Consider the following 26013-nt stretch of genomic DNA (forward strand, 5'->3'; position numbering starts at 1 on the left):
ACTGTCGTCGGCATGGGAATGGTGACGTTCGTCGACGAGACGACCAGTGGGGACCGGCGCGAGGGCTGGGGAATCGAGATCGCCGAGGAGCGGCTCGCGTTGCGCGAGCTGATCCGGCGGCGGGTCTTCCAGGAGGTCGCCGAGTACAACGCGCGTACGCCGGGGGTGTTCCAGGGCCTCGTGCAGCCCGAGGACACCGAGCGCACGCTGAACGGGTACGCGTTGCGGGCGTCGCGGGCGTCGCGGCGGATAGATGCCGAGGCGCAGACCGAGCTGGCGCTCAAGGCCTTCGCGGGCAATGGGTTCCTCGTGCTGGTCGGGGACGGTCAGGTGACCGACCTGGACGAGGAGATCGACCTCGCGCTGGGCACCGAGGTCACGTTCCTGAAGCTCGTACCGCTGGTGGGTGGCTGATGATCACGTCACCTGCCGCGTACGCCCAGCTTGTCCGCGACGTCCTCGGCCTGATCGCCGCCGGCGACGTCGAAGGGCTGGTCCCCGAACTCCTCGCGCTCTCCGACATGATCGACGATCACTGGGAGTGGCAGGGCGGCCGAGTCGTCGACGCGCTGCGCGCCGCGGACGCCGGGTTCCAGGCCACGCTGATGCACCACCTCGCCGCCCGGTACCACGAGCTGGAGCCGGGCGCGGCCGCTCGCCACCGCATCGTGCACCTGCTCAGCCGATTCCGGGACGAGGCGGTGGTCGAAGGGCAGCCGCGCGACACCCGATCCGCACTGATCCGCCTGATAGGAGAGCAGGACGTGCAGCACAACACCGAGCAGCTGGTCCGGCTTGCCGAGCTCGAACTCGCCGACGGGCGTGAACTCCCGGGCGACTTCGTTGCCCTGGTCCGCCGTTCGCACCTGGTGCTGTGGAACGGCGCGAGCAAATTGGGCCCCCTGGCCGACCGGCTCACCAGTCCAGCCGTCAACCCCGGCGAGGCCTGGTCGGACCGGGCCCTGGCGGAGTCGGCCGGGCTCGGCGACACCTGGCAGCTGCTGCTCGCCCACGCGGCCACCGCCACCGCCGCCCGTCCCTCCGCGAAGTGGGAGAAGACCGGCCGGGCGCTGATCGACGTCCTCGGCCCGCACGAGGTGCGCGCGCGTTTGCTGCCCTGGCTGCGGCTGGTGGGCAAGCCCCGCACGCGCCCGTTGCTGGCCTCGTACTACGGCGCGAACCCCAACGAGACGTTTGACCCCTACAACGCCAATGCGCTCCGCGGGCTGGCCTGGCTGCTCTCCTTCCTGCCCGCGCAGGCCGAAACCGCCCGCGTCCTCGGCTCGCTCGTCGAGACGGCACTGCGCAAGGTCGCGGGCCTCGGGCCGGTGAATCCCAAGGTCGCCAACGCCGGGGTCGTCGCCCTCGCACGGATCGAGAGTGAGGCAGCACTCGCCGAACTTGCCCGTCTCGCCACCCGAGTCACGTACAAGGGCACGCTCAAGCTGCTCAACACCGCGCTGGACGCCCGCGCGGAAGCCATGCGCCTGAGCCGCGAGGAAATCGAGGAACTCGCCGTCCCCGCCTACGGCCTGACGGAGGTGGGCCGCGCCGAGCACCAACTCGGCGAGGCCACCGCGCTGCTCGCCATCCAGGGCCCCAGAGCGGTGCTGAGCTGGCGCAATGCCGCCGGAAAGACGGTCAAGAGCGTGCCCGCCGCGGTGAAGCGCGACCACGCCGAGGAGCTCAAGGAGCTGAAGGCGGCGGTCAAGGACGTCGACAAGATGCTGTCGGCGCAGGCCGAGCGCCTCGACCGGCAGTTCCTCGCCCGGCGCACCTGGGCGTACGCCACCTGGCGCGAGCGCTACCTCGACCACCCACTCGTCGGCACCCTCGCCCGCCGCCTCCTGTGGACGGTCGACGGCACCCCCGCCGGGTTCGCCGACGGCGAGCTGCGCACCCTCACCGACGACCCGGTGACCGGGGGATCGGAGGTCACCCTCTGGCACCCCGTCGGCCGCGAACCCGCCGAGGTCGTCGCCTGGCGGGACTGGCTGGAGCGGCATGCCGTCACCCAGCCCTTCAAGCAGGCGCACCGCGAGGTCTACCTGCTCACCGACGCCGAGCGCACGACGGGCACGTACTCGAACCGCTTCGCGGCACACATCCTGCGCCAGCACCAGTTCAACTCCCTGGCCGGCATCGGGGGTTGGCGCAACAAGCTCCGCCTGTGCGTCGACGACGAGGCGCCGCCCGCCACCCGCGAGCTGCCCCAGTGGGGTCTGCGCGCCGAGTACTGGATCGAGGGCGACGGCGAGGAGTACGGCGAGGACACCACCGAGTCCGGCAGCTACCTGCGGCTGCGCACCGACCAGGTGCGCTTCTACCCCATCGACGCCCCCGAGAACTCGGCGCACTGCTACGGCGGCGAGTACCGCATGTGGCTGCGGAACGGCGAAGACCCGGTCGAGCCACTGCCCCTCACCGAGATCCCGCCGCTCGTCCTCTCCGAAGTCCTGCGTGATGTCGACCTGTTCGTCGGCGTCGCCAGCGTCGGCAACGACCCCACCTGGCAGGACGGCGGCCCCGGCGGCCGCTTCCAGGAGTACTGGACGTCGTACGGCTTCGGCGAGCTGAACCAGAGCGCCGAGACCCGCCGCGCCCTCCTCGACCACCTGATACCCCGGCTTGCGATCGCCGACCGCTGCACCCTCGAAGGCCGCTTCCTGTACGTCAAGGGCGAGCGCCACACGTACAAGATCCACCTGGGCTCGGGCAACATCCTGATGAGCCCGAACGATCAATACCTGTGCATCGTCCCGAAGTCGAGCGGCACCGCGCAGGGGACCGGCTATCTGCCCTTCGAGGGCGACCGGACCCTGGCCGTCATCCTCAGCAAGGCGACGATGCTCGCCAAGGACACGGAGATCACGGATCCCACGATCCTGAGCCAGTTGTGATCCCGCCCTCTGAGCGTGGGGGTCACTCGTTGGGGCGAGGCGGGGATCATTCCCCCTGGGTACGCTGGACCGTCAGGCGAGACTCCGTCGCATGGGAGCAACCATGAGCGCCGCATCCGGGAACGGGCTCGACGACGAGCCGGCGTACCGCTGGCCGATCCCGCCCCCCGAGGGCTGGACCGCCGACGACCTCGACCGGATCCCGGGCCTCCCGCCGCACACGGAGTTGATCGACGGGAGTCTCGTTTTCGTGAGTCCGCAGACCGCCTTTCACGGACGTTGCATGCGTCTGCTGGAGAACAGCCTTCTGGAGCAGGCCCCCGAGCATCTCGATGTCATGCGGGAGATGACCATCAAACTGGACACCAAGAATCGTCCGGAGCCGGACGTTCTGGTCTTCCCGGTGGAAGCGAACACAGGGCCGAAGCAGACCTGGTACAAGCCTGAGGACATCGTCCTGGCGATCGAGGTGGTCTCGCCCGACTCCCGCGAACGCGACCGCGAGGTCAAGCCCCGCAAGTACGCCGCCGCGGGGGTACCGCACTTCTGGCGGGTGGAGGAGGACGACGACAAGGGCCTGCCCGTCGTCTACGTCTACGAGCTTGACCCGGCCACCAAGTCCTACGGCCTCATCGGAATCTTCCACGACCGGCTCAAGCTCGGCGTGCCCTTCGACGTCGAGATCGACCTGACGGCCATCAACCGGCGGCGGGGCGGTTCGGAACCTGCCTAGGCCTGGTGCAGGAGTGCACGCCGCGTCGCGTGCCGGAGCAACCGCGCCCCCGCGCAGCCGGAGCTGTTCGGGGGCACGGTTGTTGCCGCTGTCCGATCGGAGCCCTGCCCGTCGGAGCGCTCTACGAGTCCTTTACGAAGCCGGCCCCAGCGAGGCCAGGTCGAAGGCGTTGCTGATCGCGCTGTAGCCGTCCGCCGTCAGGTTGACGTGGTCGCCGGAGTCGAAGTCCGACGGGCTCGCGCCCGCGTTCAGCATCAGTGCCGGCGGGTCCGTCGTGCTTGCCGCATCCGGGATCGCCACGATCGGCTCCGCGTCCACGTAGCTCACCGTGGGCGAGGTGAAGTCGAGTTGGTCGGTGATCCAGGTGTTGGTGTTGATCCGGTTCTGGTCGATCGCCGCTGTGCAGGCGCTGTAGCCGTCGCAGGGGGTCAGCGTCGTGAAGATGACCTTGATGCCCCAGCCCTTCAGCTGGTCGCGTAGCAGTCCGAGTGCGCTGTCGATGTCCACATCGTCGTGGCCTGCGACGATGTCCTCCAGGCCTTGCGTGACCACTACCGTGCGCAGCCCGGGGATCGAAAGTACGTCCCGGTCCAGGCGGGTCAGCACCGAGCGGCCACCGGCGCCCGCTCCCTGGTCCGTGCCCAGGTAGTTGTTCTCGATGCCCGAGGCCACGATTCCGTAGACCGGAGTCGCGTCGGTGTGAGTGCGCAGGCGGTAGGACAGGTAGCTGGAGAAGCGGGGGATGTTGTAGCCGGCCGTGGTCCCTGTCGTGCGGGTGTTGATGAGGCCGTCGCCGAGTACGGAGACGGACGGCCGGTGGTCGGAAGTGGTGACGTCGACTTCGGTGAGGATGTCGGAGAAGCGTCCCGACGTCGTTCCCGTGCCGGTGAACGCCGTGTCGGTCGTGTCGGTGGTGTGGTCACCGCTGCCCACGGCACGGGAGTGTCTTTTTCTTTGTGTAAGCCCTGGTGCTGACGCTTCTTCTGTGTCGTGCGGTGGTGCTATTGGTTGTGCGGAAAGGCAGCAAAGCGTCAAGCTGGGGGCCGCAAGCCCCTGACCGCCGCATGCGCACCATCGTGGTCCGTCTCGCAACGAACGTCGGCCCACCCTGCTCCCCGCGGGGCGGGCTCGGCTCCCTGGTGCTGACAGGCTCGTCCGGGCTCTGCGGGTGCCGATAAATCATCCGCACTGGTCAAGCGACATGTCGGTACCCGTGAAGGACGCCGCCAAGTCGGTCGTGTCGGCGAACGTCGAGGCGCATGATCTGCTCAGGATCGATCACCGGCTCGGGCGGCGCGCGCAACGGCGCGGCCTGCCCAGAGGGTCCGATGGGGCCGATGCCCGTTGTAGAACTGCTCGAACTCGCGCAGCGCGTCAGCCGCCGTCACGCCGAGGGTGTGCCGAGCCTGCCGGACTTTATGCCGTGGAGGAGTTGGGCGAGGGGGGCGGGGGTGGTGGTGAGGTGGGTGGCGGGGGTGTCGCTCTCGCGGAGGTGAATCGTGCCCGGGGTGGTGGCGAGTTCGACGCAGGCGTTGCCGTCGCCGCCACCGGAGAAGGACGACTTCTGCCAGTTGTCTGGGGTCGTCATGGTGCGCCTCACAGTTCTTTCGTCAGCCTGTGGATGAAGTCACGCGACCGTTCCGGTGCGAGTGACGCTGCCCCCACTCTACGGAAAAGCGTTCGAAAGCTACCGAGTTGGGCTTCGGAGTCGACGAAGGCCGAGCCGTGTGGTGCGTCGCGTACGACCGTGTCCAGTTTGGGGACAACGCCACCCGCGTACACCATGGCGCTCCCGGCATCGGTGAATCCGTCCAGGTCGAAGGGGATGACACGCACGGTCACGTGGTCCGCTTCGGAGAGTTGCAGGACGCGGACGAGCTGAGCCCGTGATGCGGCGCGGTTGCTGACCCTGATACGCAGTGCCGCTTCGTGCACGACTGCTTCGTACGGAATCGGTTGGGTGCCCTCGATGAGGGTGCGCCGTTTCATCCGGTGTTCGACCCTCAAGTCGAGCTCGCTCCGGGGAAGTTCGGGCACCCTGTGGGAGAAGACCCCATGGGCGTAGTCCTCGGTCTGGAGGAGGCCTGGGACATGCAGGAAGTCCACATCCCACCGGTAGGTGGCGTGGTGCTCCAGCTCGGACAGGTCCAGGAAGGACGTGGGCAGAAGGCCCCGGTACTCCTCCCACCAGCCGCGCGTGCGCTCGGTCGCCATCGCTGCCAGAGCCTCGATCAACTCCGTGTCCGCGCTGGCATAGTGCGCGGCAATTCGCCGCACGCGCTCCCTTCCCACGCCTGCGACGCCGGACTCGATCTGGCTCATCTGTGCGGAATCGGTCCCGATCAGCGCTGCGGCGTCGCGCAGTTTGAGGCCCGCGACCTCCCGCAGTTTCCGCAGCTCACTGCCCAGACGAGCCTGACGTGCGGTCGGCTGCCGCCTCCGCGGCATTGGCCCCTCCTTGCCTCAACATGCTTGGAACGGTGACTCATTCGGGGGTCAGATTACGGCAACGGCTTGCAGGGCCCAACCTTGGGCCATACCGTGAGTGACGCGACGCACACGCTGCGGAACCCTGGGGTCACCGGAAGCGCACCACTCCGTCCTGCCACGACGGCTGTGAAACTGCCACCGCCCGCGCCCGCCGCGCATCCTCAACGCCACCCACCACCATCGGAGTTCAGGCATGCCGCAAAAACGAGACCGAACCCTGGGAGTACGCCCTCCACATCCCCCACGACCCCCGCGCGGTCACCGTCTGCCGCCGCACCGTCCGCCTGATCCTCACGATGCACGGCCTCATCCGCCTCACGGACATGGCCGAGCTGCTGGCAACGGAGCTGGTCTCCAACGCCGTACGGCATACGAAGGGCCCCGCGACCCTGCGTCTGACCTGGCGAAACGGCGTTCTGCGCATCGGTGTGTGGGACGCGCACCCCGAACCGCCCCCTCGCGACCTCGCGGTGGCCCTCGACGCGGAAGCGGGCCGCGGCCTCGCGCTCGTCCGGGCCTGCGCCGACAACTGGGGCTGTCATCCACTCCGCCAGGGCGGCGACACCGGCAAGTATGTGTGGTGCGACCTCGGTGCCGCGTAGCTCCTCAACGCGGTCAACCCGCCAGTACTCAATCGCGGGTCGACTGACCGGCCTTGAGGATCTCGGCCACGTCGAGGGTGACCTTGGCGCCGATGGAGTCGGGGAGAGTGACGAGTTCGCCGGGGGCGTGGATGCGGTGAGTACCGTACTCGCTCTTCGCCGGGTCGGTGAGGACGTGGAGGCGCTGGTGCTTGCGGTCGACGATGACGTAGACCGGGATCTTGGCCTGGGCGTATGTGGTGACCTTGGTGCGGAGATCGGCCTTCCAGTTGCTGGAAGTGACCTCCAGGACGAGGCGGAAGACCACGGGGTCGTAGCAGTTGTTCTCGACGAGGTGCTCTTCGATGTCGGCATCGACAATGCAGAGATCGGGGATCGCGTAGTCCTCGGGGCCGTCCGGCAGCCAGACGCCGATGGCCTGGTGCACCTCGGTCTCGTCCTCATCGAGCCCAGCAGCCTCGAATGGGCGAGTCACCTTCTTCAGCGCCCTCGAATGAGCGACGTCGGGAGATGGCGTCACGAGGATCTGGCCTCCGATGATCTCGACGCGGCAGCCCGGAAGGCGATCCATGATGCGATTCGCCTCCGCGATCAGCGACCGGTCGCCGTGCGGCTGCTCGACGGGTGCTGCGGACATCACGTGCCTCCCGTGGGCTGTTGTCGAGAGCATCATCGTAGGCCGGACAGCCCTCGGAAGTCCTGAACGAGCCGCTTCACCCGATCGTGGCCCGGTATGCGCGAGGGCCCCGCTTCCAGGGGGAAACGGGGCCCACGACGACGTACGGAGAAAATCAGAACCGCCGAGTGATCAGCGCCCGCTTCACTTCCTGGATCGCCTTCGTGACCTCGATGCCGCGCGGGCAGGCGTCCGTGCAGTTGAAGGTCGTGCGGCAACGCCACACGCCGTCCTTGTCGTTGAGGATCTCGAGGCGCTGCTCGCCCGCCTCGTCACGCGAGTCGAAGATGAAGCGGTGCGCGTTGACGATGGCCGCCGGACCGAAGTACTGGCCGTCGTTCCAGAAGACCGGGCAGGACGACGTGCACGCGGCGCAGAGGATGCACTTCGTGGTGTCGTCGAAGCGCTCGCGGTCCTCGGCGGACTGGAGGCGCTCCCGGGTCGGCTCGTTGGTGTCCTTCGTGATGAGGAAGGGCATCACGTCGCGGTACGCCTGGAAGAACGGGTCCATGTCGACGACCAGGTCCTTCAGGACCGTCAGGCCCTTGATGGGCTCGACCGTGATCGGCTTCTCGGGGTTGAGGTCCTTGATCAGCGTCTTGCAGGCAAGGCGGTTCTTGCCGTTGATCCGCATGGCGTCCGAGCCGCAGATGCCGTGCGCGCAGGAGCGGCGGAAGGTGAGGGTTCCGTCGACGTCCCACTTGATCTTGTGGAGGCCGTCGAGGACGCGCTCCTTGGGGTCGATCTCCAGCTGGAAGTCTTCCCAGACCGCCTCGGCCGAGACCTCCGGGTTGAAGCGGCGGACCCGGAAGGTGACGGTGATGTAGGGGGAGGCCGCGGCTTCCGCCTCGACCTTGTCCAGAACAGGGGTTGCCATCAGTACTTACGCTCCATCGGCTGGTAGCGGGTCTGGACGACCGGCTTGTAGTCGAGACGGATGGACTCGGTGCCGTCGTCGCCGACCTCGCGGTACGCCATGGTGTGGCGCATGAAGTTGACGTCGTCGCGGTTCGGGTAGTCCTCGCGGTAGTGACCGCCGCGGGACTCCTTGCGGGCCAGGGCCGACACCGCCATGACCTCGGCCAGGTCGAGCAGGTTGCCCAGCTCGATGGCCTCAAGCAGGTCGGTGTTGAACCGCTTGCCCTTGTCCTGGATCGAGACGTTCCGGTAGCGCTCGCGCAGCTCCGCGATCTTCTCGACCGCCGTCTTGATCGTCTGCTCGGTGCGGAACACCATCACGTTGGCGTCCATGCACTCCTGCAGCTCCCGACGGATGTCGGCGACCCGCTCGGTGCCCGTGGAGTTGCGCAGGTGCTCGACCTGGGAGACGACCTGGGAGGCCGGGTCCTCGGGCAGCTCGACGTACTCCGCCTTCGCCGAGTACTCGGCGGCCGCGATGCCCGCACGACGTCCGAAGACGTTGATGTCCAGGAGGGAGTTCGTGCCGAGACGGTTCGCACCGTGGACCGAGACGCACGCGACCTCGCCGGCGGCGTACAGGCCGGGGACGACGGTCGTGTTGTCGCTCAGTACCTCACCCTGGACGTTCGTCGGGATGCCGCCCATCGCGTAGTGCGCGGTGGGCTGGATCGGGATCGGGTCCGTGTAGGGCTCGATGCCGAGGTACGTACGGGCGAACTCCGTGATGTCGGGCAGCTTGGCGTCCAGCTGCTCCGGCGGGAGGTGGGTGAGGTCGAGGTAGACGTGGTCGCCCTCGGGACCGCAGCCACGGCCCTCGCGGATCTCCGTGTAGATGGAGCGCGAGACGACGTCACGGGACGCGAGGTCCTTCATGACCGGCGCGTACTTCTCCATGAAGCGCTCGCCGTCCTTGTTGCGGAGGATGCCGCCCTCACCGCGGGCGCCCTCCGTCAGCAGGATGCCCATGCGCCAGATGCCGGTCGGGTGGAACTGGAAGAACTCCATGTCCTCCAGGGGGAGGCCACGGCGGTAGACCGCCGCCTGGCCGTCGCCCGTCAGCGTGTGCGCGTTGGACGTCACCTTGAAGAACTTGCCGGTGCCGCCGGACGCGTAGATCACGGACTTCGCCTGGAAGACGTGGATCTCGCCGGTCGCGAGCTCGTACGCGACGACACCCGCCGACTTCTTGACGCCGTCGACCTCGGTGATCAGCTGGTCCAGGACGTAGAACTCGTTGAAGAACTCCACGCCCTCCTTCACGCAGTTCTGGTACAGCGTCTGAAGGATCATGTGGCCGGTGCGGTCCGCGGCGTAGCAGGACCGGCGGACCGGGGCCTCGCCGTGGTTGCGGCTGTGACCGCCGAAGCGGCGCTGGTCGATCCGGCCTTCGGGCGTCCGGTTGAAGGGAAGGCCCATCTTCTCCAGGTCGAGGACCGAGTCGATGGCCTCCTTCGCGAGGATCTCGGCGGCGTCCTGGTCGACCAGGTAGTCACCGCCCTTGACCGTGTCGAAGGTGTGCCACTCCCAGTTGTCCTCCTCCACGTTGGCCAGCGCGGCGGCCATGCCGCCCTGCGCGGCGCCCGTGTGGGAGCGGGTGGGGTAGAGCTTCGTCAGCACGGCGGTGCGGCTGCGCTTCGTCGCCTCGATGGCGGCGCGCATGCCGGCGCCGCCGGCGCCGACGATGACGGTGTCGTACTTGTGGATCTGCATGAGTCGGTTACCTCAGCCCCGTGCCTAGCGGATGTTCGGGTCGAAGGTGAAGATCACCAGCGTGCCCAGCAGGATGGTGAACACCGTGGCGGTGTAGAGCAGGCCCTTGAGCCACAGCCGCGTGTTCGCGCGCTCCGCGTAGTCGTTGATGACCGTGCGCAGGCCGTTGGCGCCGTGCAGCATCGCGAGCCACAGCATCGCCAGGTCCCAGACCTGCCACCAGGGGTTCGCCCAGCGGCCGGCCACGAAGGCGAAGCCGATCTTGGAGACACCGCCGTCGAGGAAGAGCTGGATGAGCAGGTGGCCGAGGACCAGGACGACCAGGACGATGCCGGACAGGCGCATGAAGAGCCAGCCGTACATCTCGAAGTTGCCGCGGGTCGACTTCGGGGTCTTCTTGGTGCGCTTGCGCGGGGCCTCGATGAGCGGGGCCGGGTTGTCGACGCCGTACGACAGCGTCCCCGTGCCCTCGACGGGGCCGATGCCGGAAGCGGCGGTTTCAGTGGTGGACATCGGCGTCAGCTCCCGAAGACTTCGCGGAATGCGTGACCGAGGACGGGGTAGAGGGCCCCGACCATCAGCACGACCCAGATACCGACGACGGACCAGAGCATCTGCTTCTGGTAGCGCGGGCCCTTCGACCAGAAGTCGACGGCGATGACACGCAGGCCGTTGAGCGCGTGGAAGAGGATGGCGGCGACGAGGCCGTACTCCAACAGCGCGACGATCGGCGTCTTGTACGTGGACACGACCTTGTCGTAGTCCTCGGGGGAGACACGGACGAGAGCGGTGTCCAGCACGTGTACGAACAGGAAGAAGAAGATGAGGACGCCGGTGACTCGATGAGCCACCCAGGACCACATTCCTTCCCGGCCGCGGTACAGCGTTCCAGCCGGCACGGAAGAACCCTCCGGGAGCGGGGATTGGGGCCGCGCCGGCTTCTGTGTCGGTCGGGCCCGGCCGGGTACGGTCCACCGGCCCCGGCCATCGTAGCGACGACTTGTCGGAACGCTTACAGCGGCCCCACTGGTGTGATCAAACAGGCAATCAAACAGGCACGTACGGGCTATCGGGGCGGTCGGAATCCGTCGATTTCGATGATTCGGCCGATTCGGTGGATTCAGTCGGTTCAGCTGATTGGGCCGATTGGGCTGATTCGTTCGTTTTCCAGGTTTTCTTCGAATGTCCGCACAAGGCGTGCGATCCGGCCCCGGGCGAGTCGCCTGAGCTCTTCGGCCGCGAGGACGCGCTCCTCCTCGGGGTCGTTGGCCAGGCGTCCCCGGATCCCGGCGAGCACTCGGTCGAGGGCCTCCTCCGGTGTGCAGTCGTCCAGACAGATGACGAACACATGCCCGAATCGGCTCTCGTACGCGGCGTGCGCGGCGCTCAGCGCGGTGTGTGCGGCGGAGTACGCGCCGTCCGGGAGCGGCGTGAGCGACTCGCCGGCCAGCGCCTCGGCGAGATCGGCGGGGGTCAGGTCGTACGCCGCCTCGTCGGCCGCGGCGACCAGCGCGTCCAGGTCCGGGTAGGGCCGGTGGTCGGCCACGCGGTGGGCCCAGCGCAGGCTGCGGCAGCAGGTGAGGAGGGCGCGTGTGACGGTGTCCCTGGGCGCGGAGTTGAACCGCTCCGGACGGGCCGGGGACGGCGCCGCGCTCTTCTGCTCGGGCAGGCGTGGGAGACGGTGCGAAGGCAGCGTGGGTCCTCGGCGGTGGGATCCGGTGACGCCCCATGGACGTCACGCGTGATGCGGCAGGGGAACGAGTGGGAGTTGTGCCGCTCACGCTATCGAGGAGTGTCGGGAGCTGTCCGAGGGATGCCTGAATTTCACCCGCACGGGAGAGTTTCGGAATGTGCGGTGGACGGTTGGGAGGGAGGGTGGGGGGTGAGGCTTGGGTTCAGTGAGTGGACGCGGGGGCCGTTGTACGACGTGGAGTGGGCGTCGGTGGCGAAGTGAGGACGTTATGCGGGCCGTGGGTGTCGGTGTGATGCGGGTCGTGGGTGTGGGTGCGGGCCGGTGGGGGCGTGCGTCGGGCGTTGTTCGCCCCCGCGGCCCCTACCCTCCCCCACTCTCGGCTTCGCTCGAGCGGGGGGACCCCCGTCGTCCCCTGGGGGCTGCCGCCCCCAGACCCCCGTATCGGCCTGAACGGTCTCGTCCTCAAACACCGGACGGGCTAAAGGAGCCGGACGGGCCCAAAGATTCTGAGGATGTGACGCGGTGAGTACCGGTAGGCGGCGGGCGCGCGCTCCCTGGGGGCGGCGGGCGGTGCTGGTCGCGGTGGGCGTGGGCGCGGCGGGGACCGCCGCCGCGGTGGCCGTCGCGGTCTGGCCCTCCGGCGGTGGTGAGCCGACGGGGGCGCGGCCGCCGTCGGCCAATGCGTCCGTGGTCTCGCGCACGAGTTCCCCCGGCGACGTGCCCACACCCACCCCCTCGCCGACCAAGACGTACCCCCTGTCCCAGACCCCCCGCACCATCCCCGCCGTACGCGAACACACCCCGGCCCGGGGCCCCGGCTGGCGCCCCGCCGCCGGCGCCCGCGTGGTCGTGGACGACGGTGCTCTCGCCGACGAGGGGCGGCTGCTCGCCGGGGAGCTCGCGCTGGCGTACGCCGGAGAGACGAAAGCCCGGGCCGGAGACGTGGAGCTGGGCCTCGACCACGGGGCCGCGGGGGCGGAGTCGTACACCCTGACCGTCAAGGACCGGCGGGTCACGATCACCGCTCCCGGCGAGGCGGGTGTCTTCTACGGCACGCGCACGCTGAAACAGGAGGTGCACGGCGGCGGTACGGCGTCCGAGGGCGTCGTACGCGACCGGCCCGCCAAGGCGCAGCGCGGGTTCATGCTCGACATCGCGCGCAAGCACTTCACGGCGGCCTGGATCGAGGACCGGGTCCGGGAGCTGGGGGACCTGAAGTTCAACCAGCTCGGCCTGCACTTCTCCGACGACCAGGGCTTCCGTATCCAGTCCGACACGCACCCCGAGATCGTGTCGGAGGAGCACCTAAGCAAGGCGGAAGTGCGCAGGATCATCGACCTCGCGGCGAGCCGGCACATCACCGTCGTGCCCGAGATCGACTCGCCGGGTCACCTGGGCGCGGTGATCGCCGCGCATCCCGACCTCCAGTTGCGCAATGTGTCGGGGGTCGCCTCGCGCGGGTCCTTCGACATCTCCAAGCCCGCCGCGGCGGACCTGATCGACGAACTGCTCAATGAGTATGCGGGGCTCTTTCCCGGTGCCTACTGGCACCTCGGCGGTGACGAGTACCAGGCGCTGACGGTGTCGAACCCGGCGGCGTCGTATCCGCAGCTGGCCGCCGCGGCCACGGCCAAGTACGGCTCCGGCGCGGGGATCGCCGACCTGGCGACCGGCTGGCTCAACGACCGCGCCGATGTGGTGCGCGGGCACGACCGGACTCCGCGGGCGTGGAACGACGGCTTCTTCGACGGGGGCAAGGTCCAGGCCGCTGACGACCTCCAGGTCGCGTACTGGACCGGCAAGGAGATCGGCGCCCGCCAGCCCGTCGAGTACCTCGGCGCGGGCCGCAAACTCATCAACTACAACGACGAGTACCTCTATTACGTCCTCGGCCAGCCGCAGACCTTCGTCTATCCGACCGGGCAGCGCATCTACGAGCAGTGGACCCCGCTCGTCGTCCGCGGCACGACGGCGGTCCCCGTGAAGTACGACGACCAGATCCTCGGCGGCGTCTTCGCGGTGTGGTGCGACCGGGCGGGAGCGCAGACCCAGGACCAGGTGGCGGCGGGGATCAGAATGCCGCTGCGCGCGACGGTCCAGAAGCTGTGGGATCCGGGCAAACCGGCGCTGTCCTGGGTGGACTTCAAGGGGCTGGCGGACCGGCTGGGCTGAATGGGGGTGGACGGGCGGGCGCGCCGAACCGTATGTTCCGCGTGCCGAGCGTGATGCCCTGGGGAGGGGTGCGCCCGGTTTTCTGTTCGCCCGCACGGCCCCCTCCGCGCGGGCGTCTGACACCGCCCGATCCGTCCGTTTCTCTGGCCAACCCCCCGGCCCCTGTGGTGTATTCGGCCCGAGCCGAACCGAGAAACGGGGGAACCGGCATGGGCTACTGGGGGTACTACGTCGTGGGCAGAAGCGAGCGGCCGCTCGCTGAGCTGGACGCGCTGGCGGGGACACGGGACATGGTGCTGCACACGATGGCGCCCGACGGCTGGCAGGTGTGGGAGTACCCGAGCGGTGACGGCGACGTCGGGAACATGAACACGCTCGCCCGGGAGACCGGCGCGCCCGCGCTCTTCGGGTACGTCATGGACAGCGACTGCGTGGCCGTCGAGGCGGCCGCGCCGGAGAGCGGCGGGTGGACGACGTGTCTGGCGCGGACCGCGATGGCCGGGTATCTGGGCGGCGGTGACGGGGACGGGCTCGCCGTCGACGACTACTTCCTGGAGCCCGCCGACGCCGCCGCGCGGGCTGTCGCCTGGGCCGCCGAGGCGGGGCACACGGTGGGCGCCGGCCCCCTGCTCGACGTACTGACCGCGGACCCCGACCCGTTGGCCGAAAACCTCTTCTTCCAGTTCCTCGAGCAGCTCGGCGTGGTGCCGCTGTGACACTCCTGGTCCGTCGCACGCAGTAAGGGGAAGTGCGGGCTCCGTTAGAAAGGCGCCCTGTTTACGGAGTTCGAGGGAGGCGCGATGAGCCTGGTGGAACTGATCGCTCAGGCCGACGAGCGTGGTCTGGCGGCGAGCGGTCTGGCTTGTTTGGATCGGTGCGTGCCTCTGCTGGGCGGCGACGACGACGATGTCCTGCGGCCCCTGTGGGCGAGCCTCGCGGACGGCGACGCGTGGGGCGAACGCCTCGAGCAGGCGCGCGCCGAACTGGACGCGGGCGACCCCGAGCAGGCCGTGACCGACGAGGACGAGGCCGCCGTACTCGTCCGCCGTATGCTCGCCGCCGCCCCCGCGGAGCCCTCCGCCGGCGAACTGCGCTCCTGGGCCGACGCCTGTTCCGTGGCCGCCTTGCAGATCCACCGGCTCCTCGATGCCGCCGACGACGGCGCCTCCTGCGTCTCGGCCCGTCGCGAGGGCCGTACGGACGCCATGTCGCCGCTCGTCGCCGCCGAACTGCGCCGCCAGGTCACCATCCTGGAACTGCTCGCGGGCAACGGCGCGGGCGGACTGCGGCAGGCCCTCGGGGTGTCGACGGAGGGGCGGCGAGTGCTGCGGGCGGTGGTGTCGCGCCGGGCGCGGGGAAGGGCGTAGGCCCTGGGTCCTGCGTACGGAAACCCGTAGGCCCCGACGTGCGTAAACCTGTTTCTCTGAGGGGTTCCTGTGACCGTCCCGCGGTGGAGATGGGGGTTCTGAGCCGTTGTCGCGAACACGGCTCGGACGCGTGACGAATCCCGTCCGGAGGGCGCTCTTCCGAGTGTGAACGCAACGAGTGTGAACGCAACTCAGGCAACCAGGCCCTCAGCTGCGACGAAGCCCATGCGTTGGGCGGCGGACGCGGTCGCGACGATGCGTGAGGGCGCCCGGCTGCGCCTCGACTACTCCGCGCAGAGCCTGTGGCGCGTCGACCGGTTGATCGAGGAGATACGCCGGGAGGGAGCGCCGTACGCCGCCGTCGAGACCGCGCTGCGCGGCTTCGGCGCGTACGCCGGTGAGGTCGTCGCCCGGTACACGGGCGCCGAGTGGTGGGAGACGGGCGGCGACTACTGGCTGCGCACCCCCGACGGACGCCTGTGGGACCCGATCGAGGAGGCCCGCCGCTGCTACGCGGGCGACGGTTCACTGCGGTTGCTGTGCCGGGAGGCCACGTCGGCGGTCATCGCCCGGGGTTGGTAATGCCGCCTTGGTGAGGTGGAGATCCGGTCGGGTGCGGGGAACTTCCCGGCACCCGACCGGATACGCCGCTTCAGTGGCTCAAAGACGCTTTACCCGGCCTGCGGCTATTGCGAGTCACGGGGTCAGCGTCCGGCCCAGCCCGGCGGCCGCCGGAGTGCCCAGCGTGGACTTGCTGAGCACGACCGTCTGCGCGTAGCCGAGCCCCGTGCTGTTGCTGGGCACGTACAGCAGGATGCCGTCGCCCGCGTCCTCACCCTCGGCACCGAGCGTCAGGTCGGCGCGCCCGTACCCGGACAGGTCGGTGAGCGAGACGGCCGAGCCCAGCTTGTCGTCGGTCTCGGTGGAGCCGGGGACGCCGGAGGTGTCCTGTGAGACGGCGAGTGCGCCGGAGCCGGTGAGGCCGGACGAAGTGCCCTTCAGGAGCAGGACGGTGCCCGCGTTGGAGCGGTTGGCCGCGTCCCGCGTGATGTCCTCGTTCGGGGCACCCGCGACGACGTCCGCGTAGCCGTCCAGGTTGTAGTCGCCGACCGACACCGACGCCCCGAGCGCGTCGCCGGACTCGTCGGCGCCCGGAACGCCCGTGGTGTCCTGGTGAATCGTCGTCATGCCGGTGGTGGTGAAGCCGGTGGACGTGCCCGGGATCATCGTGACCTGGCCGCCCGCCCGGCCGCCGGACTCGGAGGCGTACGGCTGGCCGATGACGAGGTCGTCGTAGCCGTTGCCGTTCACGTCGCCCGCCGCGATGGAGCGGCCGCCCTTCACGCTGAGCGTGGACACCTTCGTCAGGCCGGACGCGCCGCCCTTGAACCACGTCACCCGGCCGATGCCGCCCGCGTCACGGTAGTTGAGGGCCACGTCCGCGTAGCCGTCCCGGTTGAAGTCGCCGGTGGCGGCATCGGCGTACGCGATCGCGCTCGTCGAGGTGGTGAGGGTGCCGGTCTGCGTCGCACCGCCGGTCAGGCGGGCGTTCCAGTTGCCGCCCTTGCCGGTGCCCGCGGCGAACACGTCCGCCTTGCCGTCGGAGTTGAAGTCGCCGACCGCGAGAGCCGAGCCGAGCTTGGCCCCAGCGGCCGTGATTCCCGAAGTGGCATACGAGAAGCCGGAGTTGAGGGTGGGCCCGTACAGGACGGTCACGGAACCGCGGTCGGCGTTTCCGCTCGTGTCGTCCTCGCCGGGCGCGCCGACGGCCAGGTCCGCGGTGCCGTCGCCGTTGACGTCGCCCCACGCGGTGGCGGCGCCCCAGTTGTCGCCCGCCTCGGAGGAGCCGGGGACGCCGGCGCTGTTCTGCGTGAGTGTCACCTTGGACGCGGTGACCGGGCCGTTGAGGCTGCCCGGCACGAGGGTGACGCTGCCCGCGCCGCTCGACGCCTTGGGCGTACCGGCGGCGAGGTCGCTGATGCCGTCGCGGTTGAAGTCGGCCGTCGGGATCACGGAGTTCTTGCCGGCGCTCGCCGCGTACCGGCGGATCTCGGCGAGCTTCGGGTAGAGGTTGGCGCCGGGGCAGGCCGTCGCGTTGGTGTCACGGTGGCCGAAGACCCGCGGCAGGGTGATCGACGTGCCCTTCTCGACGAGGTTGCCGTCCTGGCCCTTGGCACTGCCGGACACCAGCGTCACCTTGCTGTTCGGGTCGACGCCGTACATGCCGAACTTCCAGGCGACGATCCGGGCGATGGCCTCGAGCCCTGCCCGACTCGGCTTCGCGGTCTGGTAGTTGCCGATGTACGAGATACCGACCGTGTTGGTGTTGAAGCCGACGTCGTGCGCGCCGATCACCGGGAGGTCCATGCCGCCGCTGCGGCCCTCGAAGATCTGCCCGCACCTGTCGACGACGAAGTTGTAGCCGATGTCGAAGTAGCCGCGGGCGAAGTGCTCCTGCTGGATGGTGCGCAGCCGGGCCCGGGACTCGCCGCAGGACAGCTCGTTGTCGCTGTCGACGCCCGTGTGGTGGACCACGGCCGCCTTGATCTCGGTGGCGTACGAGGGCGTGCCGTCGTAGTCGGTCGAGGCGCCCCATTCCGCCTGGGTGATGATCGGCGGCTTCACGACGGTGGAGGGGCGGGGGGCGGGGACGGTGTCGGTGGGAGAGGGGGTCGGGGAGGCGGTGTCCGTGGTGGTCGGGCTCGGAGGCTCCGTGGTGGCCGGTGCCGTGTCGGTGGGTGATGCGGTGTCGGTCGGGGTCGGGTCCGCGGTCGCCGGATCGCTCGGTGTCGCCGATTCGGTGGTCGCCGTGTCGGTCGGCGCCGGCGTGGTCTCCTCCGCCGGATAGGCGTACGCGGCGGGCTCCGTGCTCCCCTTGCGCACGGGGTCGGTGCCGGGGTCGAGCAGCCTGACGTCCATCCCGGACGGCTGCCCCTTCGCCTCGGTGCCGTCCGCGCCGACCACGCGCACCTCGACGCCGTTCGCCGCACCGGTCCACACGGACGCGGTGCCGCCGCGCGTTCCGGCCCGCGCGGCCTCGTCGCCGTCGGCCGAGAACGGATCGTCCGGCAGTTTCTGCCATCCGGACCACTTGCCGGTCTCCAGCGCGCGGTAGCGCACCTCGGGCGTGCCCTTCGGCTTCGCTTCCGGGTCGCTCCAGGTCAGCAGCACCGCGCTGAACCGGTCGGTGCCCTGCTGGGGCAGACCCTTGCGGCCCGAGCCCTGGTCCTTGAGCTTCACCGTGTGCGTTGCGGGCTTGCGCGAACCGGCGGCCCTGTCCGCCGGATCCGACGACGGATTCGCGACGGCGTACGTGACGACGCCCGCGCCTGCGAGTACGACCGCCCCGACCGTGATCCACGCTCTCCGCTTCAGACTCAGCGGTTTGTACGCATGGGTCGTCCTACGACTCAACTTCCCCACCCCTAGAAAAAGTCAACAAAAACCCCACCCGTCACAGGGTGGGCCTGCTTACCCAGCGCACAGCAAACGCAAAACATCACGGCAGGCGGATGCGCCGAGTGCGCAGCCGCCGTTGTCTCCACCTGGCGTGTGTGAGCCGGTGTCCGAGCGGCGCCGTTGCCCCGCCCTCCTCCGACTGGATGCGGGAAGCGTCCTGAATGTCCGCACGATCGCTACCGTGTCCCGCGCTCCTGTATAACCGGGCCCCTTCACACGGCAGGGGAGATGCTGGACATGAGAGCTTGCTTCGGGCGCGCGGCGCTGGTCGGTGTTCCGCTGTGCGTGTTGCTGGCCGGCTGTTCCGCCGACGGTGGGGCGGGGGAGTCGCCGAATACGGCGAATTCAGTTGATTCTTCGGTCCGGGTGCCTCCTGGCGCGAAGAGGCAGCAGCAGGCCGCGTCGCCCAAGACGCCCGGGGAATTCCTGGAGCGCGCCCGGAAGGCGATGGGCGCCGAGGGAGGGTGGACCTTCGCGGTGAGGGGGAACGAGGGGCTGGTGCTGCGGGGGCGGACGAGTGCCGCTTCCTACACGTCCACGGTGCGGCGGACCCGGGATCCCGAAGCCCTCCACTCGACGGGGACCGTCGTCAGCAAGGGGGCGGGAGAGCCCGAAGAGGTCTTTGTCGTCGGGGGAGTTGGCTATGTGAAGGAGGGGCGAGCGGGCGCGGTGTGGAAGAAGGGGCCCGTCTCCGGCCCGGATATCGCGAGCAAGGTCGAGGATCCTGTGGACGCGCTTGAGGCGTTCGGCGGTTACGCCAGGAGTGAAGGGGGCGTTGAGGTCGTCAAGGCCGATGGCGAGGTGCGGCTTCAAGTACACGTCTCCTCACGGCCGTTGACGGAGATCAAGGACCGTCCCGCCGTGGAGAAGGCGGTACGGGAACTGGAACCGACCCTCGCGCAACTGCGGAAGTCCGGGGTCACGGCGGGCGAGAGTCAGATCCTGCTGGACCGCCTCGACGAGGTGCTCGTCCTCGACGCCAAGACCTTCCGGATCACCTCCCACCGTTTCGAGTGCAGCTTCCTGATTCCCTACCAGGGACAGACCATCACCTACGGCCAGGATGTGCGCGAGGAGAACCGAGGGGTGTTCGACGGGGACATCCGCCTTCCGGCGAGCGTCAGTTGAGTGACCTCGCAGAGGTCTGGCAGAGGGACGGACCTCGGGATTCTTTCGATCGTTCGTCGTGGCCCGGAGTGACGGATCCGTGGCAGAGCTCCCTGCGTTGAGGCAGGCGGGCAGGCGGGCAGGCGGGCAGGCGGGCGGGCGGGGGCGGGGGCAGGGGCTGACCGCCGCCAGGCGGCCGTGCCCGGTCCTTCCTCCAGCACGGACCAGTCGGGCGTGGCCGGCTCGGGCCGACGGCGCTCCACGAGGCCGGGGACCGCAGGCTCCAGAGCGGGTTGGGTGTGCCCCCGCGGTTCCGAAGGGGCACACCCAACCCGCGTCGGCTCAGAGAGCCTGGAGCGAGAGCTTGCCGCTCGGTGCCACCGTGATGCGCTGCGCGGTCCAGGCACCGTCCGTCGACTGGCCGACGGCGATCGCGCCGCCGCCCGGAATCTGCGCGATCTGCGGCTCGGCGGCGGGCAGCAGCGTGCGTGGGTCGCCGCCTGCCAGCGGAGTGGCCTGGAGCGGTCCACCGGGGCCCGGCGCCGTGCCGTACGGCGGCCGGTAGGAGGTGAGCAGCCACTCGCCGGCCAGGCCCACGAAGGCGGTACCGCTCGCGTACTGCGGCACGGGCACCGCGGTCTGCGCGCCGGCCGGATCGTCGCGCCGTACGACCCGGGCCTCGGCCATGCCTTCCTCGTACACCGCGATGTGCGTCGGCGAGAGCGCGGCCTGGAGGCGCACCGAGTCGTCGATGACGGCGTGTGTGCTGATCGTGGTGAGCGCGCCGGTGGCGAGGTCGATCAGGCCGATGTCGTTCGCGTGCCGGAGGCGGATGAGGACGGACGTGCTGTCACCGGCCAGCAGTGGCTGCGTGGTGAAGTACTGCGACTCGGGCGGCTCCACCGGAGTGTCGGTGACCGCCCCGATGTCCGACACATGCAGCACGTGCAGGCGCGCGACCTGCCAGTACTCGTTGTACTCCTGCGTGATCACCGTGGATCCGAAGGCGCCGACGGCGTACTGCCCGTCGGGCAGTGTGACGTCGATCGTCCCGTGGGTCGCCATGTCCAGCAGTTGGATCTGCCCGCTGGTCGACGGGGAGGGGAGCAGCGTGTCGCTGCCGGCGCCGTAGTACCCGTACTCGCCGGGCAGCGCTCCGTTGTACGACGCCGGCGTCTGCTCGCTGCCGTCGTAGCCGCGCCAGGTGTACGGCCCGGCCGAACCGTCGGCGTTCGCGCGGCGGTGCAGATAGCCGGTGTCGCCGGCTGCGTAGAGGGAGTCCTGCACGTACTGGACCGGATCGGTGGTCTTCGAGGCGGCGACAGTGTGCGCACTGACGGTGGCGCCCGACGCGCTCGCGTGGGGCGCGACGGCGATCACGGTCGCGGCGACAAGGGTGAGCGCGGCCAGCGGGTGCCTTCGCGGCATACGGACCTCCAAATGGTGTGCGGGGGACGGAAGTTGGAACAGGTGGCCCGCTCGTCACGGGCGGCCGTCCGTCGAAAGCGCGCGAAGTTAACACGCCGCGCGGTCGTACTTCCATTCGAATGACATTTCACGCAAATGACGCCTGCGGGGCGGAGGTTCGGCCGATGGGCCGCCGAGCGACAGACGAGAGGGGCGAATGGTTGTACGGGTACGGGAAGCTCGCCGCATGATGCTTGTCACTCCCGTCACACGTGATGTTCGGCGTCCCCGCCCCGCTTGGTCTTGTGTGCCGGACGTGACCGCGCCCGGGACTTATGGGGACGAGGGGGCGGGGAGTCGTGGAGGAGCCGACGCCGACCGAGCTGCGGATGCGGGGGTACGTGGAGCGGTTCGTGCGGCAGGTCACGGTGCGGAACCGGCTGCCGCTGGACTACTCCGTGAACAGCCTGCGGGTCGTCGACTTCATCGTCGACGGGCTGCGGAAGGAGAATCCCGATCGCGACAACGTCCGGCATGTGCTGTTCGGGCTCGGCACCTACACCGGTGAGGTCCTGGTGCGGCGCGCCGGGGCGGAGTGGGTCGAATTCGACGCCGATCAGCGGGAGCTGTTCGGCCAGCCCGTCGGCGTACGGATGCCTGACGGACGGGTGTGGAACCCGCTCGGCAAGGTCGTGAAGCGCTTCGAGGCGGGCGAGCAGGAGTCCGTTCGCACGCTGTATCTGCAACTGCACGGCAGGGTGGCCCGGCAGACCGCCTGACGCGCTGTGACATTTCTGTGGGGCCCGACGCTGATGACCATGGGGGCGTCGACACGGCCGGATGTGTCGAACGGTGCGTATTCGGATGAACTCGGTACGAACGAGGACAGTGTTGGGCCAGGGAGGGGAAACCCGCCGCGTACACGCGTACGACGGGGAGCTGGGCGTGGCCGTCGCGCGGGCGCAAGAGGGGGACGAGGCCGCCTTCGCGGTCGCGTACCGGATCGTGCAGCCCGGACTGCTCGGGTATCTGCGCGGCATCGTCGGCGACGACGCGGAGGACGTGGCGTCCGACGCCTGGCTGGAGATCTCGCGGGATCTGGGACGCTTTCGGGGCGACGGGGCGGGGTTCCGCGGCTGGAGCGCGACCATCGCCCGGCACCGGGCGCTGGACCATCTGCGGCGGCTGAAGGTACGACCCCGGGGCACCACGCTCGAACAGGACGTACTGGAGCTGCCCGGTACATACAGCACGCACGACCAGGCGCTGGAGACCCTCTCCACGGAGTACGCCCTGGAGCTGGTCGCGCGACTGCCGCGCGACCAGGCCGAGGCCGTGCTGCTGCGGGTGGTGGTCGGCCTCGACGGGCCGGCGGCGGCGCGGGTGCTGGGCAAGCGGCCGGGCGCGGTGCGCACCGCCGCCCACCGCGGCCTGAAGAACCTCGCGCGGCTGCTGCGCGCCGAGGGTGTGACGGATGAAGGGCCCCAGACGCTGGGGGAGTCGAGATGAGCGGCAAGAAGTCGTCGGGCAGGGATGGAACCGGACATGGGTGAACGACACAGCGACGGCGGGACCCCCGACCGTCGGGTGGCGCGCCCCGCGGGCGAAGAGCCCACCCTGGAGGCGCTGCTCTCCGCCGCGATGCGCGGCCGTGCGGACGACGCCGACGCGGAGGCGCGGGCCGTCGCCGCCTTCCGCGCCGCGCGGGACAGCGGCGCGCACGCCGCGCGTACCCGGCGGCGGGACGACTGGCGGCCGCGGGAGCACCGCCGGGCGAGCCACTCGCTGAAGGCCACGCTCGCCGTGCTGCTGGCGAGCGTGACCCTGGGCGGCGTCGCCGTCGCGGCCATCGGTTCCTCGTCGGACGGCGACACCGACGGCCAGGGCAGGACCCAGCCGTCGAGCAGTGCCCCGGACCGGTCCGCCGACGAACCGCCCGTGGCTTCGGGGGTGCCCGGCTCCTCCGCTCCCGGGCAGGCCGAACCGTCCGCTCATCCCTCGCAGGCCCAGGACACCGAGGCCCACTGCCGCGCGTACGAGAACGTCAACGACCGGGGCAACGCCCTGGACTCGACGGCCTGGCAGCGGCTGGTCAGCGCCGCGGGCGGCGAGGACAAGGTCGCGGCGTACTGCGCCGAGCAGACGGGCCAGGACACCAAGTCCAAGAAGAAGGCGAAGGCCGCGCCCAGCGCGGCCGGTACGCCGAGCTCGGCCGGTACGGCCGGGGCCACGCCGACGCCGACGTCGAATCCGGGGAAGGCGAAGGGCAAGCAGTAGGCCCGGAGCGGGAGTAGCCGGCGGAGGGTCCATGCGGGAACGCATGGGCCTTCGGTGTTCCCGAAGCACACCCTTCACGGCTGGCTGGCTGGCCTGGTGGCCGGCAGACCCGCTCGCCTCGCCGATGGCAACGACCGGGGCCGCCACCCCCCACAGGAGAGGCCCCGGCCGTCGCGCGGCACGGGCCGCGCGGCGGCCCGTACTTTCTACAGCGCCACGGCTGCGTTTTGTGTCACACCTCGCTCCGTCACGAGTTAGTTGCACGTTGTACGGACATGGACGGGGAGCGGTTTCACGCCGTAACGTGCCTTTCGCGCCGGACCGCGGAGCAGGGTCACCGACCCAAGGACCCATGACCGCAACCATCAATTGAGCAACCACGATGGCGAGCAACCACGTCCGCGAGAGCGGCGCCGGTTTAGCGCAGAAAGGGTGCGGGTGCTGGGGGACGACGCGGAGCTGACCGCCGCGGTGCTTGCGGCACAGGACGGGGACGAGACCGCGTTCCGGACTGTGTACCGCGCGGTGCACCCACGGCTGCTCGGATACGTACGGACGCTGGTCGGCGACCCGGACGCGGAGGACGTCACCTCCGAGGCCTGGCTGCAGATCGCCCGGGACCTGGAGCGGTTCAGCGGGGACGCGGACCGGTTCCGCGGGTGGGCCGCCCGTATCGCCCGTAACCGCGCCCTCGACCACATACGGATGCGCGGGCGCCGTCCCGCGATCGGCGGCGACGAGACCGAACTGACCGGCAGGGCCGCCGAGTCCGACACCGCGGGCGAAGCGATCGAGGCGCTGGCCACCGGCAGCACCCTCTCGCTGATCGCCCAGCTCCCGCAGGACCAGGCGGAGGCCGTCGTGCTGCGCGTCGTCGTCGGCCTCGACGCCAAGACCGCGGCCGAGACCCTCGGCAAGCGCCCCGGCGCCGTCCGCACGGCGGCGCACCGCGGGCTGAAGCGGCTCGCGGAGCTGCTCGGCGAGGATCCGGAATCCGTCGGCGCACTCGGCGCCGTTCCCCCACAAAGAGGATCGCGCACACGCGCGGTGACGTCCGCGGGTGTGACGCATACGCGTTCGCGGACGCAGAAGGACATGTGATGGCCGACGAGCAGTACAGGTGGCTGGACCGCGATGCCGCGGAGCGTTTGCTGCGCGGAGAGCCGCTGGAAACCGTCGACGCCGACACCCGCGACCAGGCCGACCGGCTCGCCGAAGCGCTCGGTGCGCTGGCCGTCGAACCCACGCCGATCAGCGCCGAACTCCCGGGCGAGGCCGCCGCGTTGGCCGCCTTCCGCAAGGTGCGCACCGGAAAGAACGGCGAGGCGGCACAGCTCGGCCGCCGGGCCCGTATGCACTCCGCGACCAACTCCTCCGATGCCGGTCTGGTGCGTCTGGGACGTCCCGATCCGGCTGGGCGGCGGGCCCGTTGGGGCCGTCCCGCGCGCTTCGGGATCGCCGCGGCGCTGGCCGCCGGGATGATCGGCTCGGTCGCCGTCGCGGCCGGAACCGGAGTGCTGCCGACTCCGTTCAGTAACGAAAGGCCGGGTCCGGCCGCCTCGGTCACGGCCGAGGTGACGCCGGACCGGCCGCTCGTCTCGCCCTCCGCGGGGGCTACGCGGGGCGGCGGCTCCCAGGCGCCGACACCCGACGGCAGCACGAGCGGCCCTGCCGACGGCGCCTCCTCGAACAAGGCGGCGGGCGGCGGCGCCGCGAGCGGGCAGCCGGGCTCGGACGAGACGGGGAACTCGGGTCACACCAGCGCGTGGTGGAGCAGGACGCGCTCGTCCTGCCGTGACGTCCTCGACGGCAAGTATCTGGACGCGGGCCGGAGGAAGGTCCTGGAGGGCGCCGCGGGTGGCGGGGCCCGGGTGAGGACGTACTGCACCGGCATCCTCGGCCAGGCGGACGAGTCCTCCGGCGACACCCGGGACGGCAGCGGGGACGACCAGAACTCGGACCAGGGTTCCGACCAGGGGGACCAGGGTGACGACGACGGCAACCACATACTCCCGGGCGGCAACGGCGGAATCCTCACCCCATCGCCCTCGCCCTCGGCCCTGACCCCGCTCCTGCCTGCGAAGAAGCTGTTGTCCCCGACGGCGAGCCCGACGTACAGCGCAGTGCCGTCACTCATCGCCCCCTGAGCTGCGGCGTCCCCGCCGAACTGCGCCGTCCCGCCGAGCTGTTGCGCCCCCGCCGAGCTGCGCCATCCCGGCCGTACCGCCCCGCTGACCTGCGGTTTCGTATTTCTTTAAACTTTCTTCGGTCCGGGTGTGACATTTTCAGCCGCCGTGGCGCAGTAATGAGTGAGCCGACTGGTCATCGGCCGTCGCACTGAGCCGGGGTTCCCCCCGTACCCATGGCCCGGTGCACATTGGCGGGGGGGGGGGGGGGGGGGGGGGGGGTTCCCCCCCCCCCCCCCCCCCCCCCCCCCCCCCCATCCGCCCACCAACCCGCACTCAACACCCAACACAAAACCCCCCCCCCCCCCCCCCC

Annotated in this window: 25 protein-coding genes; 14 read left to right on the top strand and 11 right to left on the bottom strand. The window is 70.0% G+C overall.

Annotated features, from left to right (window positions below):
- The first annotated feature begins 12 nt into the window (after positions 1-12).
- From ACZ4WS_RS05645 to ACZ4WS_RS05655, 3 genes are all read left to right on the top strand, one after another.
- A complete protein-coding gene (locus ACZ4WS_RS05645; protein WP_467977467.1) occupies positions 13-414 on the top strand; it encodes a hypothetical protein in 402 nt (133 codons plus the stop codon).
- Positions 414-2900: a DUF4132 domain-containing protein gene (locus ACZ4WS_RS05650; RefSeq protein WP_467977468.1), complete on the top strand. Its 2487-nt coding sequence runs from the start codon at positions 414-416 to the stop codon at positions 2898-2900. Before ACZ4WS_RS05645 ends, ACZ4WS_RS05650 begins: the two co-directional genes overlap by 1 nt.
- 103 nt (positions 2901-3003) lie before the next feature.
- A complete protein-coding gene (locus ACZ4WS_RS05655) occupies positions 3004-3633 on the top strand; it encodes a Uma2 family endonuclease (RefSeq protein WP_467977470.1) in 630 nt (209 codons plus the stop codon).
- A 132-nt stretch (positions 3634-3765) separates the two neighbouring features.
- Here ACZ4WS_RS05655 and ACZ4WS_RS05660 read toward each other — a convergent pair whose 3' ends face one another.
- From ACZ4WS_RS05660 to ACZ4WS_RS05670, 3 genes are all read right to left on the bottom strand, one after another.
- The gene (locus ACZ4WS_RS05660; RefSeq protein ID WP_467977472.1) at positions 3766-4566 is read right to left on the bottom strand and encodes an SGNH/GDSL hydrolase family protein; all 801 of its coding nucleotides are present in this window, start codon (positions 4564-4566) and stop codon (positions 3766-3768) included.
- 451 nt (positions 4567-5017) lie between these two features.
- Positions 5018-5221 (bottom strand): DUF397 domain-containing protein, encoded by a 204-nt coding sequence (locus ACZ4WS_RS05665; protein ID WP_467977474.1) that lies wholly within the window; start codon positions 5219-5221, stop codon positions 5018-5020.
- Positions 5222-5229: 8 nt separating this feature from the next.
- Positions 5230-6081 carry a helix-turn-helix domain-containing protein gene (locus ACZ4WS_RS05670; RefSeq protein ID WP_467977476.1) on the bottom strand — a complete coding sequence of 284 codons (852 nt, stop codon included), beginning with the start codon at positions 6079-6081 and terminating at the stop codon, positions 5230-5232.
- 221 nt (positions 6082-6302) lie between these two features.
- On the opposite strand from ACZ4WS_RS05670, the gene ACZ4WS_RS05675 reads away from it, so the two are divergent.
- Positions 6303-6725 (top strand): ATP-binding protein, encoded by a 423-nt coding sequence (locus ACZ4WS_RS05675; protein ID WP_467978303.1) that lies wholly within the window; start codon positions 6303-6305, stop codon positions 6723-6725.
- Between the two features lie 28 nt (positions 6726-6753).
- On the opposite strand, the gene ACZ4WS_RS05680 is transcribed toward ACZ4WS_RS05675, so the two are convergent.
- The 6 genes from ACZ4WS_RS05680 to ACZ4WS_RS05705 form a co-directional block, all read right to left on the bottom strand.
- On the bottom strand, positions 6754-7362 hold the full coding sequence (locus ACZ4WS_RS05680) for a Uma2 family endonuclease (protein ID WP_467977478.1): 609 nt from the start codon (positions 7360-7362) through the stop codon (positions 6754-6756).
- Between the two features lie 154 nt (positions 7363-7516).
- Positions 7517-8278: a succinate dehydrogenase iron-sulfur subunit gene (locus tag ACZ4WS_RS05685; protein WP_467977480.1), complete on the bottom strand. Its 762-nt coding sequence runs from the start codon at positions 8276-8278 to the stop codon at positions 7517-7519.
- Positions 8278-10032, bottom strand: coding sequence for a succinate dehydrogenase flavoprotein subunit (gene sdhA / locus ACZ4WS_RS05690; protein WP_467977481.1), 1755 nt, complete (start codon positions 10030-10032; stop codon positions 8278-8280). The genes ACZ4WS_RS05685 and sdhA overlap by 1 nt, the downstream gene beginning before the upstream one ends.
- Before the next feature lie 24 nt (positions 10033-10056).
- The gene (locus tag ACZ4WS_RS05695) at positions 10057-10545 is read right to left on the bottom strand and encodes a succinate dehydrogenase hydrophobic membrane anchor subunit (protein WP_467977483.1); all 489 of its coding nucleotides are present in this window, start codon (positions 10543-10545) and stop codon (positions 10057-10059) included.
- A 5-nt stretch (positions 10546-10550) separates the two neighbouring features.
- Positions 10551-10931 (bottom strand): succinate dehydrogenase, cytochrome b556 subunit, encoded by a 381-nt coding sequence (sdhC, locus tag ACZ4WS_RS05700; protein WP_356797260.1) that lies wholly within the window; start codon positions 10929-10931, stop codon positions 10551-10553.
- Between the two features lie 230 nt (positions 10932-11161).
- Complete coding sequence (locus tag ACZ4WS_RS05705) at positions 11162-11725, bottom strand: 2-oxo-4-hydroxy-4-carboxy-5-ureidoimidazoline decarboxylase (protein ID WP_467978305.1); 564 nt, start codon at positions 11723-11725, stop codon at positions 11162-11164.
- 522 nt (positions 11726-12247) lie between these two features.
- Here ACZ4WS_RS05705 and ACZ4WS_RS05710 point away from each other — a divergent pair.
- From ACZ4WS_RS05710 to ACZ4WS_RS05725, 4 genes are all read left to right on the top strand, one after another.
- Positions 12248-13897, top strand: coding sequence for a beta-N-acetylhexosaminidase (locus ACZ4WS_RS05710; RefSeq protein WP_467977485.1), 1650 nt, complete (start codon positions 12248-12250; stop codon positions 13895-13897).
- Between the two features lie 209 nt (positions 13898-14106).
- On the top strand, positions 14107-14613 hold the full coding sequence (locus ACZ4WS_RS05715) for a hypothetical protein (RefSeq protein WP_467977487.1): 507 nt from the start codon (positions 14107-14109) through the stop codon (positions 14611-14613).
- 84 nt (positions 14614-14697) lie between these two features.
- Entirely contained in the window at positions 14698-15264 is a 567-nt protein-coding gene (locus ACZ4WS_RS05720; RefSeq protein WP_467977489.1) for a hypothetical protein, read from the top strand.
- 225 nt (positions 15265-15489) lie between these two features.
- Positions 15490-15846 (top strand): hypothetical protein, encoded by a 357-nt coding sequence (locus ACZ4WS_RS05725; RefSeq protein ID WP_467977491.1) that lies wholly within the window; start codon positions 15490-15492, stop codon positions 15844-15846.
- A gap of 114 nt (positions 15847-15960) precedes the next feature.
- Here ACZ4WS_RS05725 and ACZ4WS_RS05730 read toward each other — a convergent pair whose 3' ends face one another.
- Positions 15961-18678, bottom strand: a complete 2718-nt coding sequence (locus tag ACZ4WS_RS05730; RefSeq protein WP_467977493.1) for an FG-GAP-like repeat-containing protein — start codon at positions 18676-18678, stop codon at positions 15961-15963.
- Between the two features lie 282 nt (positions 18679-18960).
- Here ACZ4WS_RS05730 and ACZ4WS_RS05735 point away from each other — a divergent pair, with 282 nt between their 5' ends.
- Complete coding sequence (locus ACZ4WS_RS05735; RefSeq protein ID WP_467977494.1) at positions 18961-19851, top strand: hypothetical protein; 891 nt, start codon at positions 18961-18963, stop codon at positions 19849-19851.
- Positions 19852-20172: 321 nt separating this feature from the next.
- Here the strand turns inward: ACZ4WS_RS05735 and ACZ4WS_RS05740 are convergent, their stop codons facing one another.
- Positions 20173-21258, bottom strand: a complete 1086-nt coding sequence (locus tag ACZ4WS_RS05740; RefSeq protein ID WP_467977496.1) for a hypothetical protein — start codon at positions 21256-21258, stop codon at positions 20173-20175.
- Between the two features lie 368 nt (positions 21259-21626).
- Here ACZ4WS_RS05740 and ACZ4WS_RS05745 point away from each other — a divergent pair, with 368 nt between their 5' ends.
- The 5 genes from ACZ4WS_RS05745 (at position 21627) to ACZ4WS_RS05765 (ending at position 25661) form a co-directional block, all read left to right on the top strand.
- Positions 21627-22016, top strand: coding sequence for a hypothetical protein (locus ACZ4WS_RS05745; protein WP_467978307.1), 390 nt, complete (start codon positions 21627-21629; stop codon positions 22014-22016).
- Between the two features lie 112 nt (positions 22017-22128).
- On the top strand, positions 22129-22746 hold the full coding sequence (locus ACZ4WS_RS05750; RefSeq protein ID WP_467977498.1) for an RNA polymerase sigma factor: 618 nt from the start codon (positions 22129-22131) through the stop codon (positions 22744-22746).
- A gap of 36 nt (positions 22747-22782) precedes the next feature.
- Positions 22783-23514, top strand: coding sequence for a hypothetical protein (locus tag ACZ4WS_RS05755; protein ID WP_467977500.1), 732 nt, complete (start codon positions 22783-22785; stop codon positions 23512-23514).
- A gap of 438 nt (positions 23515-23952) precedes the next feature.
- Complete coding sequence (locus ACZ4WS_RS05760) at positions 23953-24615, top strand: RNA polymerase sigma factor (RefSeq protein WP_467978309.1); 663 nt, start codon at positions 23953-23955, stop codon at positions 24613-24615.
- Positions 24615-25661, top strand: a complete 1047-nt coding sequence (locus ACZ4WS_RS05765) for a hypothetical protein (protein ID WP_467977502.1) — start codon at positions 24615-24617, stop codon at positions 25659-25661. The genes ACZ4WS_RS05760 and ACZ4WS_RS05765 overlap by 1 nt, the downstream gene beginning before the upstream one ends.
- Positions 25662-26013 lie beyond the last annotated feature (352 nt).

Source organism: Streptomyces sp. NPDC029292, from assembly GCF_055569295.1.

What these genes read in the sequence shown, in the direction of transcription:
- ACZ4WS_RS05645 (WP_467977467.1), top strand. Translation starts at nt 13, where the DNA reads ATGGGAATGGTGACGTTCGTCGACGAGACGACCAGTGGGGACCGGCGC.
- ACZ4WS_RS05650 (WP_467977468.1), top strand. Translation starts at nt 414, where the DNA reads ATGATCACGTCACCTGCCGCGTACGCCCAGCTTGTCCGCGACGTCCTC.
- ACZ4WS_RS05655 (WP_467977470.1), top strand. Translation starts at nt 3,004, where the DNA reads ATGAGCGCCGCATCCGGGAACGGGCTCGACGACGAGCCGGCGTACCGC.
- ACZ4WS_RS05665 (WP_467977474.1), bottom strand. Translation starts at nt 5,221, where the DNA reads ATGACGACCCCAGACAACTGGCAGAAGTCGTCCTTCTCCGGTGGCGGC.
- ACZ4WS_RS05670 (WP_467977476.1), bottom strand. Translation starts at nt 6,081, where the DNA reads ATGCCGCGGAGGCGGCAGCCGACCGCACGTCAGGCTCGTCTGGGCAGT.
- ACZ4WS_RS05680 (WP_467977478.1), bottom strand. Translation starts at nt 7,362, where the DNA reads ATGTCCGCAGCACCCGTCGAGCAGCCGCACGGCGACCGGTCGCTGATC.
- ACZ4WS_RS05685 (WP_467977480.1), bottom strand. Translation starts at nt 8,278, where the DNA reads ATGGCAACCCCTGTTCTGGACAAGGTCGAGGCGGAAGCCGCGGCCTCC.
- sdhA (WP_467977481.1), bottom strand. Translation starts at nt 10,032, where the DNA reads ATGCAGATCCACAAGTACGACACCGTCATCGTCGGCGCCGGCGGCGCC.
- ACZ4WS_RS05695 (WP_467977483.1), bottom strand. Translation starts at nt 10,545, where the DNA reads ATGTCCACCACTGAAACCGCCGCTTCCGGCATCGGCCCCGTCGAGGGC.
- ACZ4WS_RS05715 (WP_467977487.1), top strand. Translation starts at nt 14,107, where the DNA reads ATGGGCTACTGGGGGTACTACGTCGTGGGCAGAAGCGAGCGGCCGCTC.
- ACZ4WS_RS05720 (WP_467977489.1), top strand. Translation starts at nt 14,698, where the DNA reads ATGAGCCTGGTGGAACTGATCGCTCAGGCCGACGAGCGTGGTCTGGCG.
- ACZ4WS_RS05725 (WP_467977491.1), top strand. Translation starts at nt 15,490, where the DNA reads ATGCGTTGGGCGGCGGACGCGGTCGCGACGATGCGTGAGGGCGCCCGG.
- ACZ4WS_RS05735 (WP_467977494.1), top strand. Translation starts at nt 18,961, where the DNA reads ATGAGAGCTTGCTTCGGGCGCGCGGCGCTGGTCGGTGTTCCGCTGTGC.
- ACZ4WS_RS05740 (WP_467977496.1), bottom strand. Translation starts at nt 21,258, where the DNA reads ATGCCGCGAAGGCACCCGCTGGCCGCGCTCACCCTTGTCGCCGCGACC.
- ACZ4WS_RS05745 (WP_467978307.1), top strand. Translation starts at nt 21,627, where the DNA reads ATGCGGGGGTACGTGGAGCGGTTCGTGCGGCAGGTCACGGTGCGGAAC.
- ACZ4WS_RS05755 (WP_467977500.1), top strand. Translation starts at nt 22,783, where the DNA reads ATGGGTGAACGACACAGCGACGGCGGGACCCCCGACCGTCGGGTGGCG.
- ACZ4WS_RS05765 (WP_467977502.1), top strand. Translation starts at nt 24,615, where the DNA reads ATGGCCGACGAGCAGTACAGGTGGCTGGACCGCGATGCCGCGGAGCGT.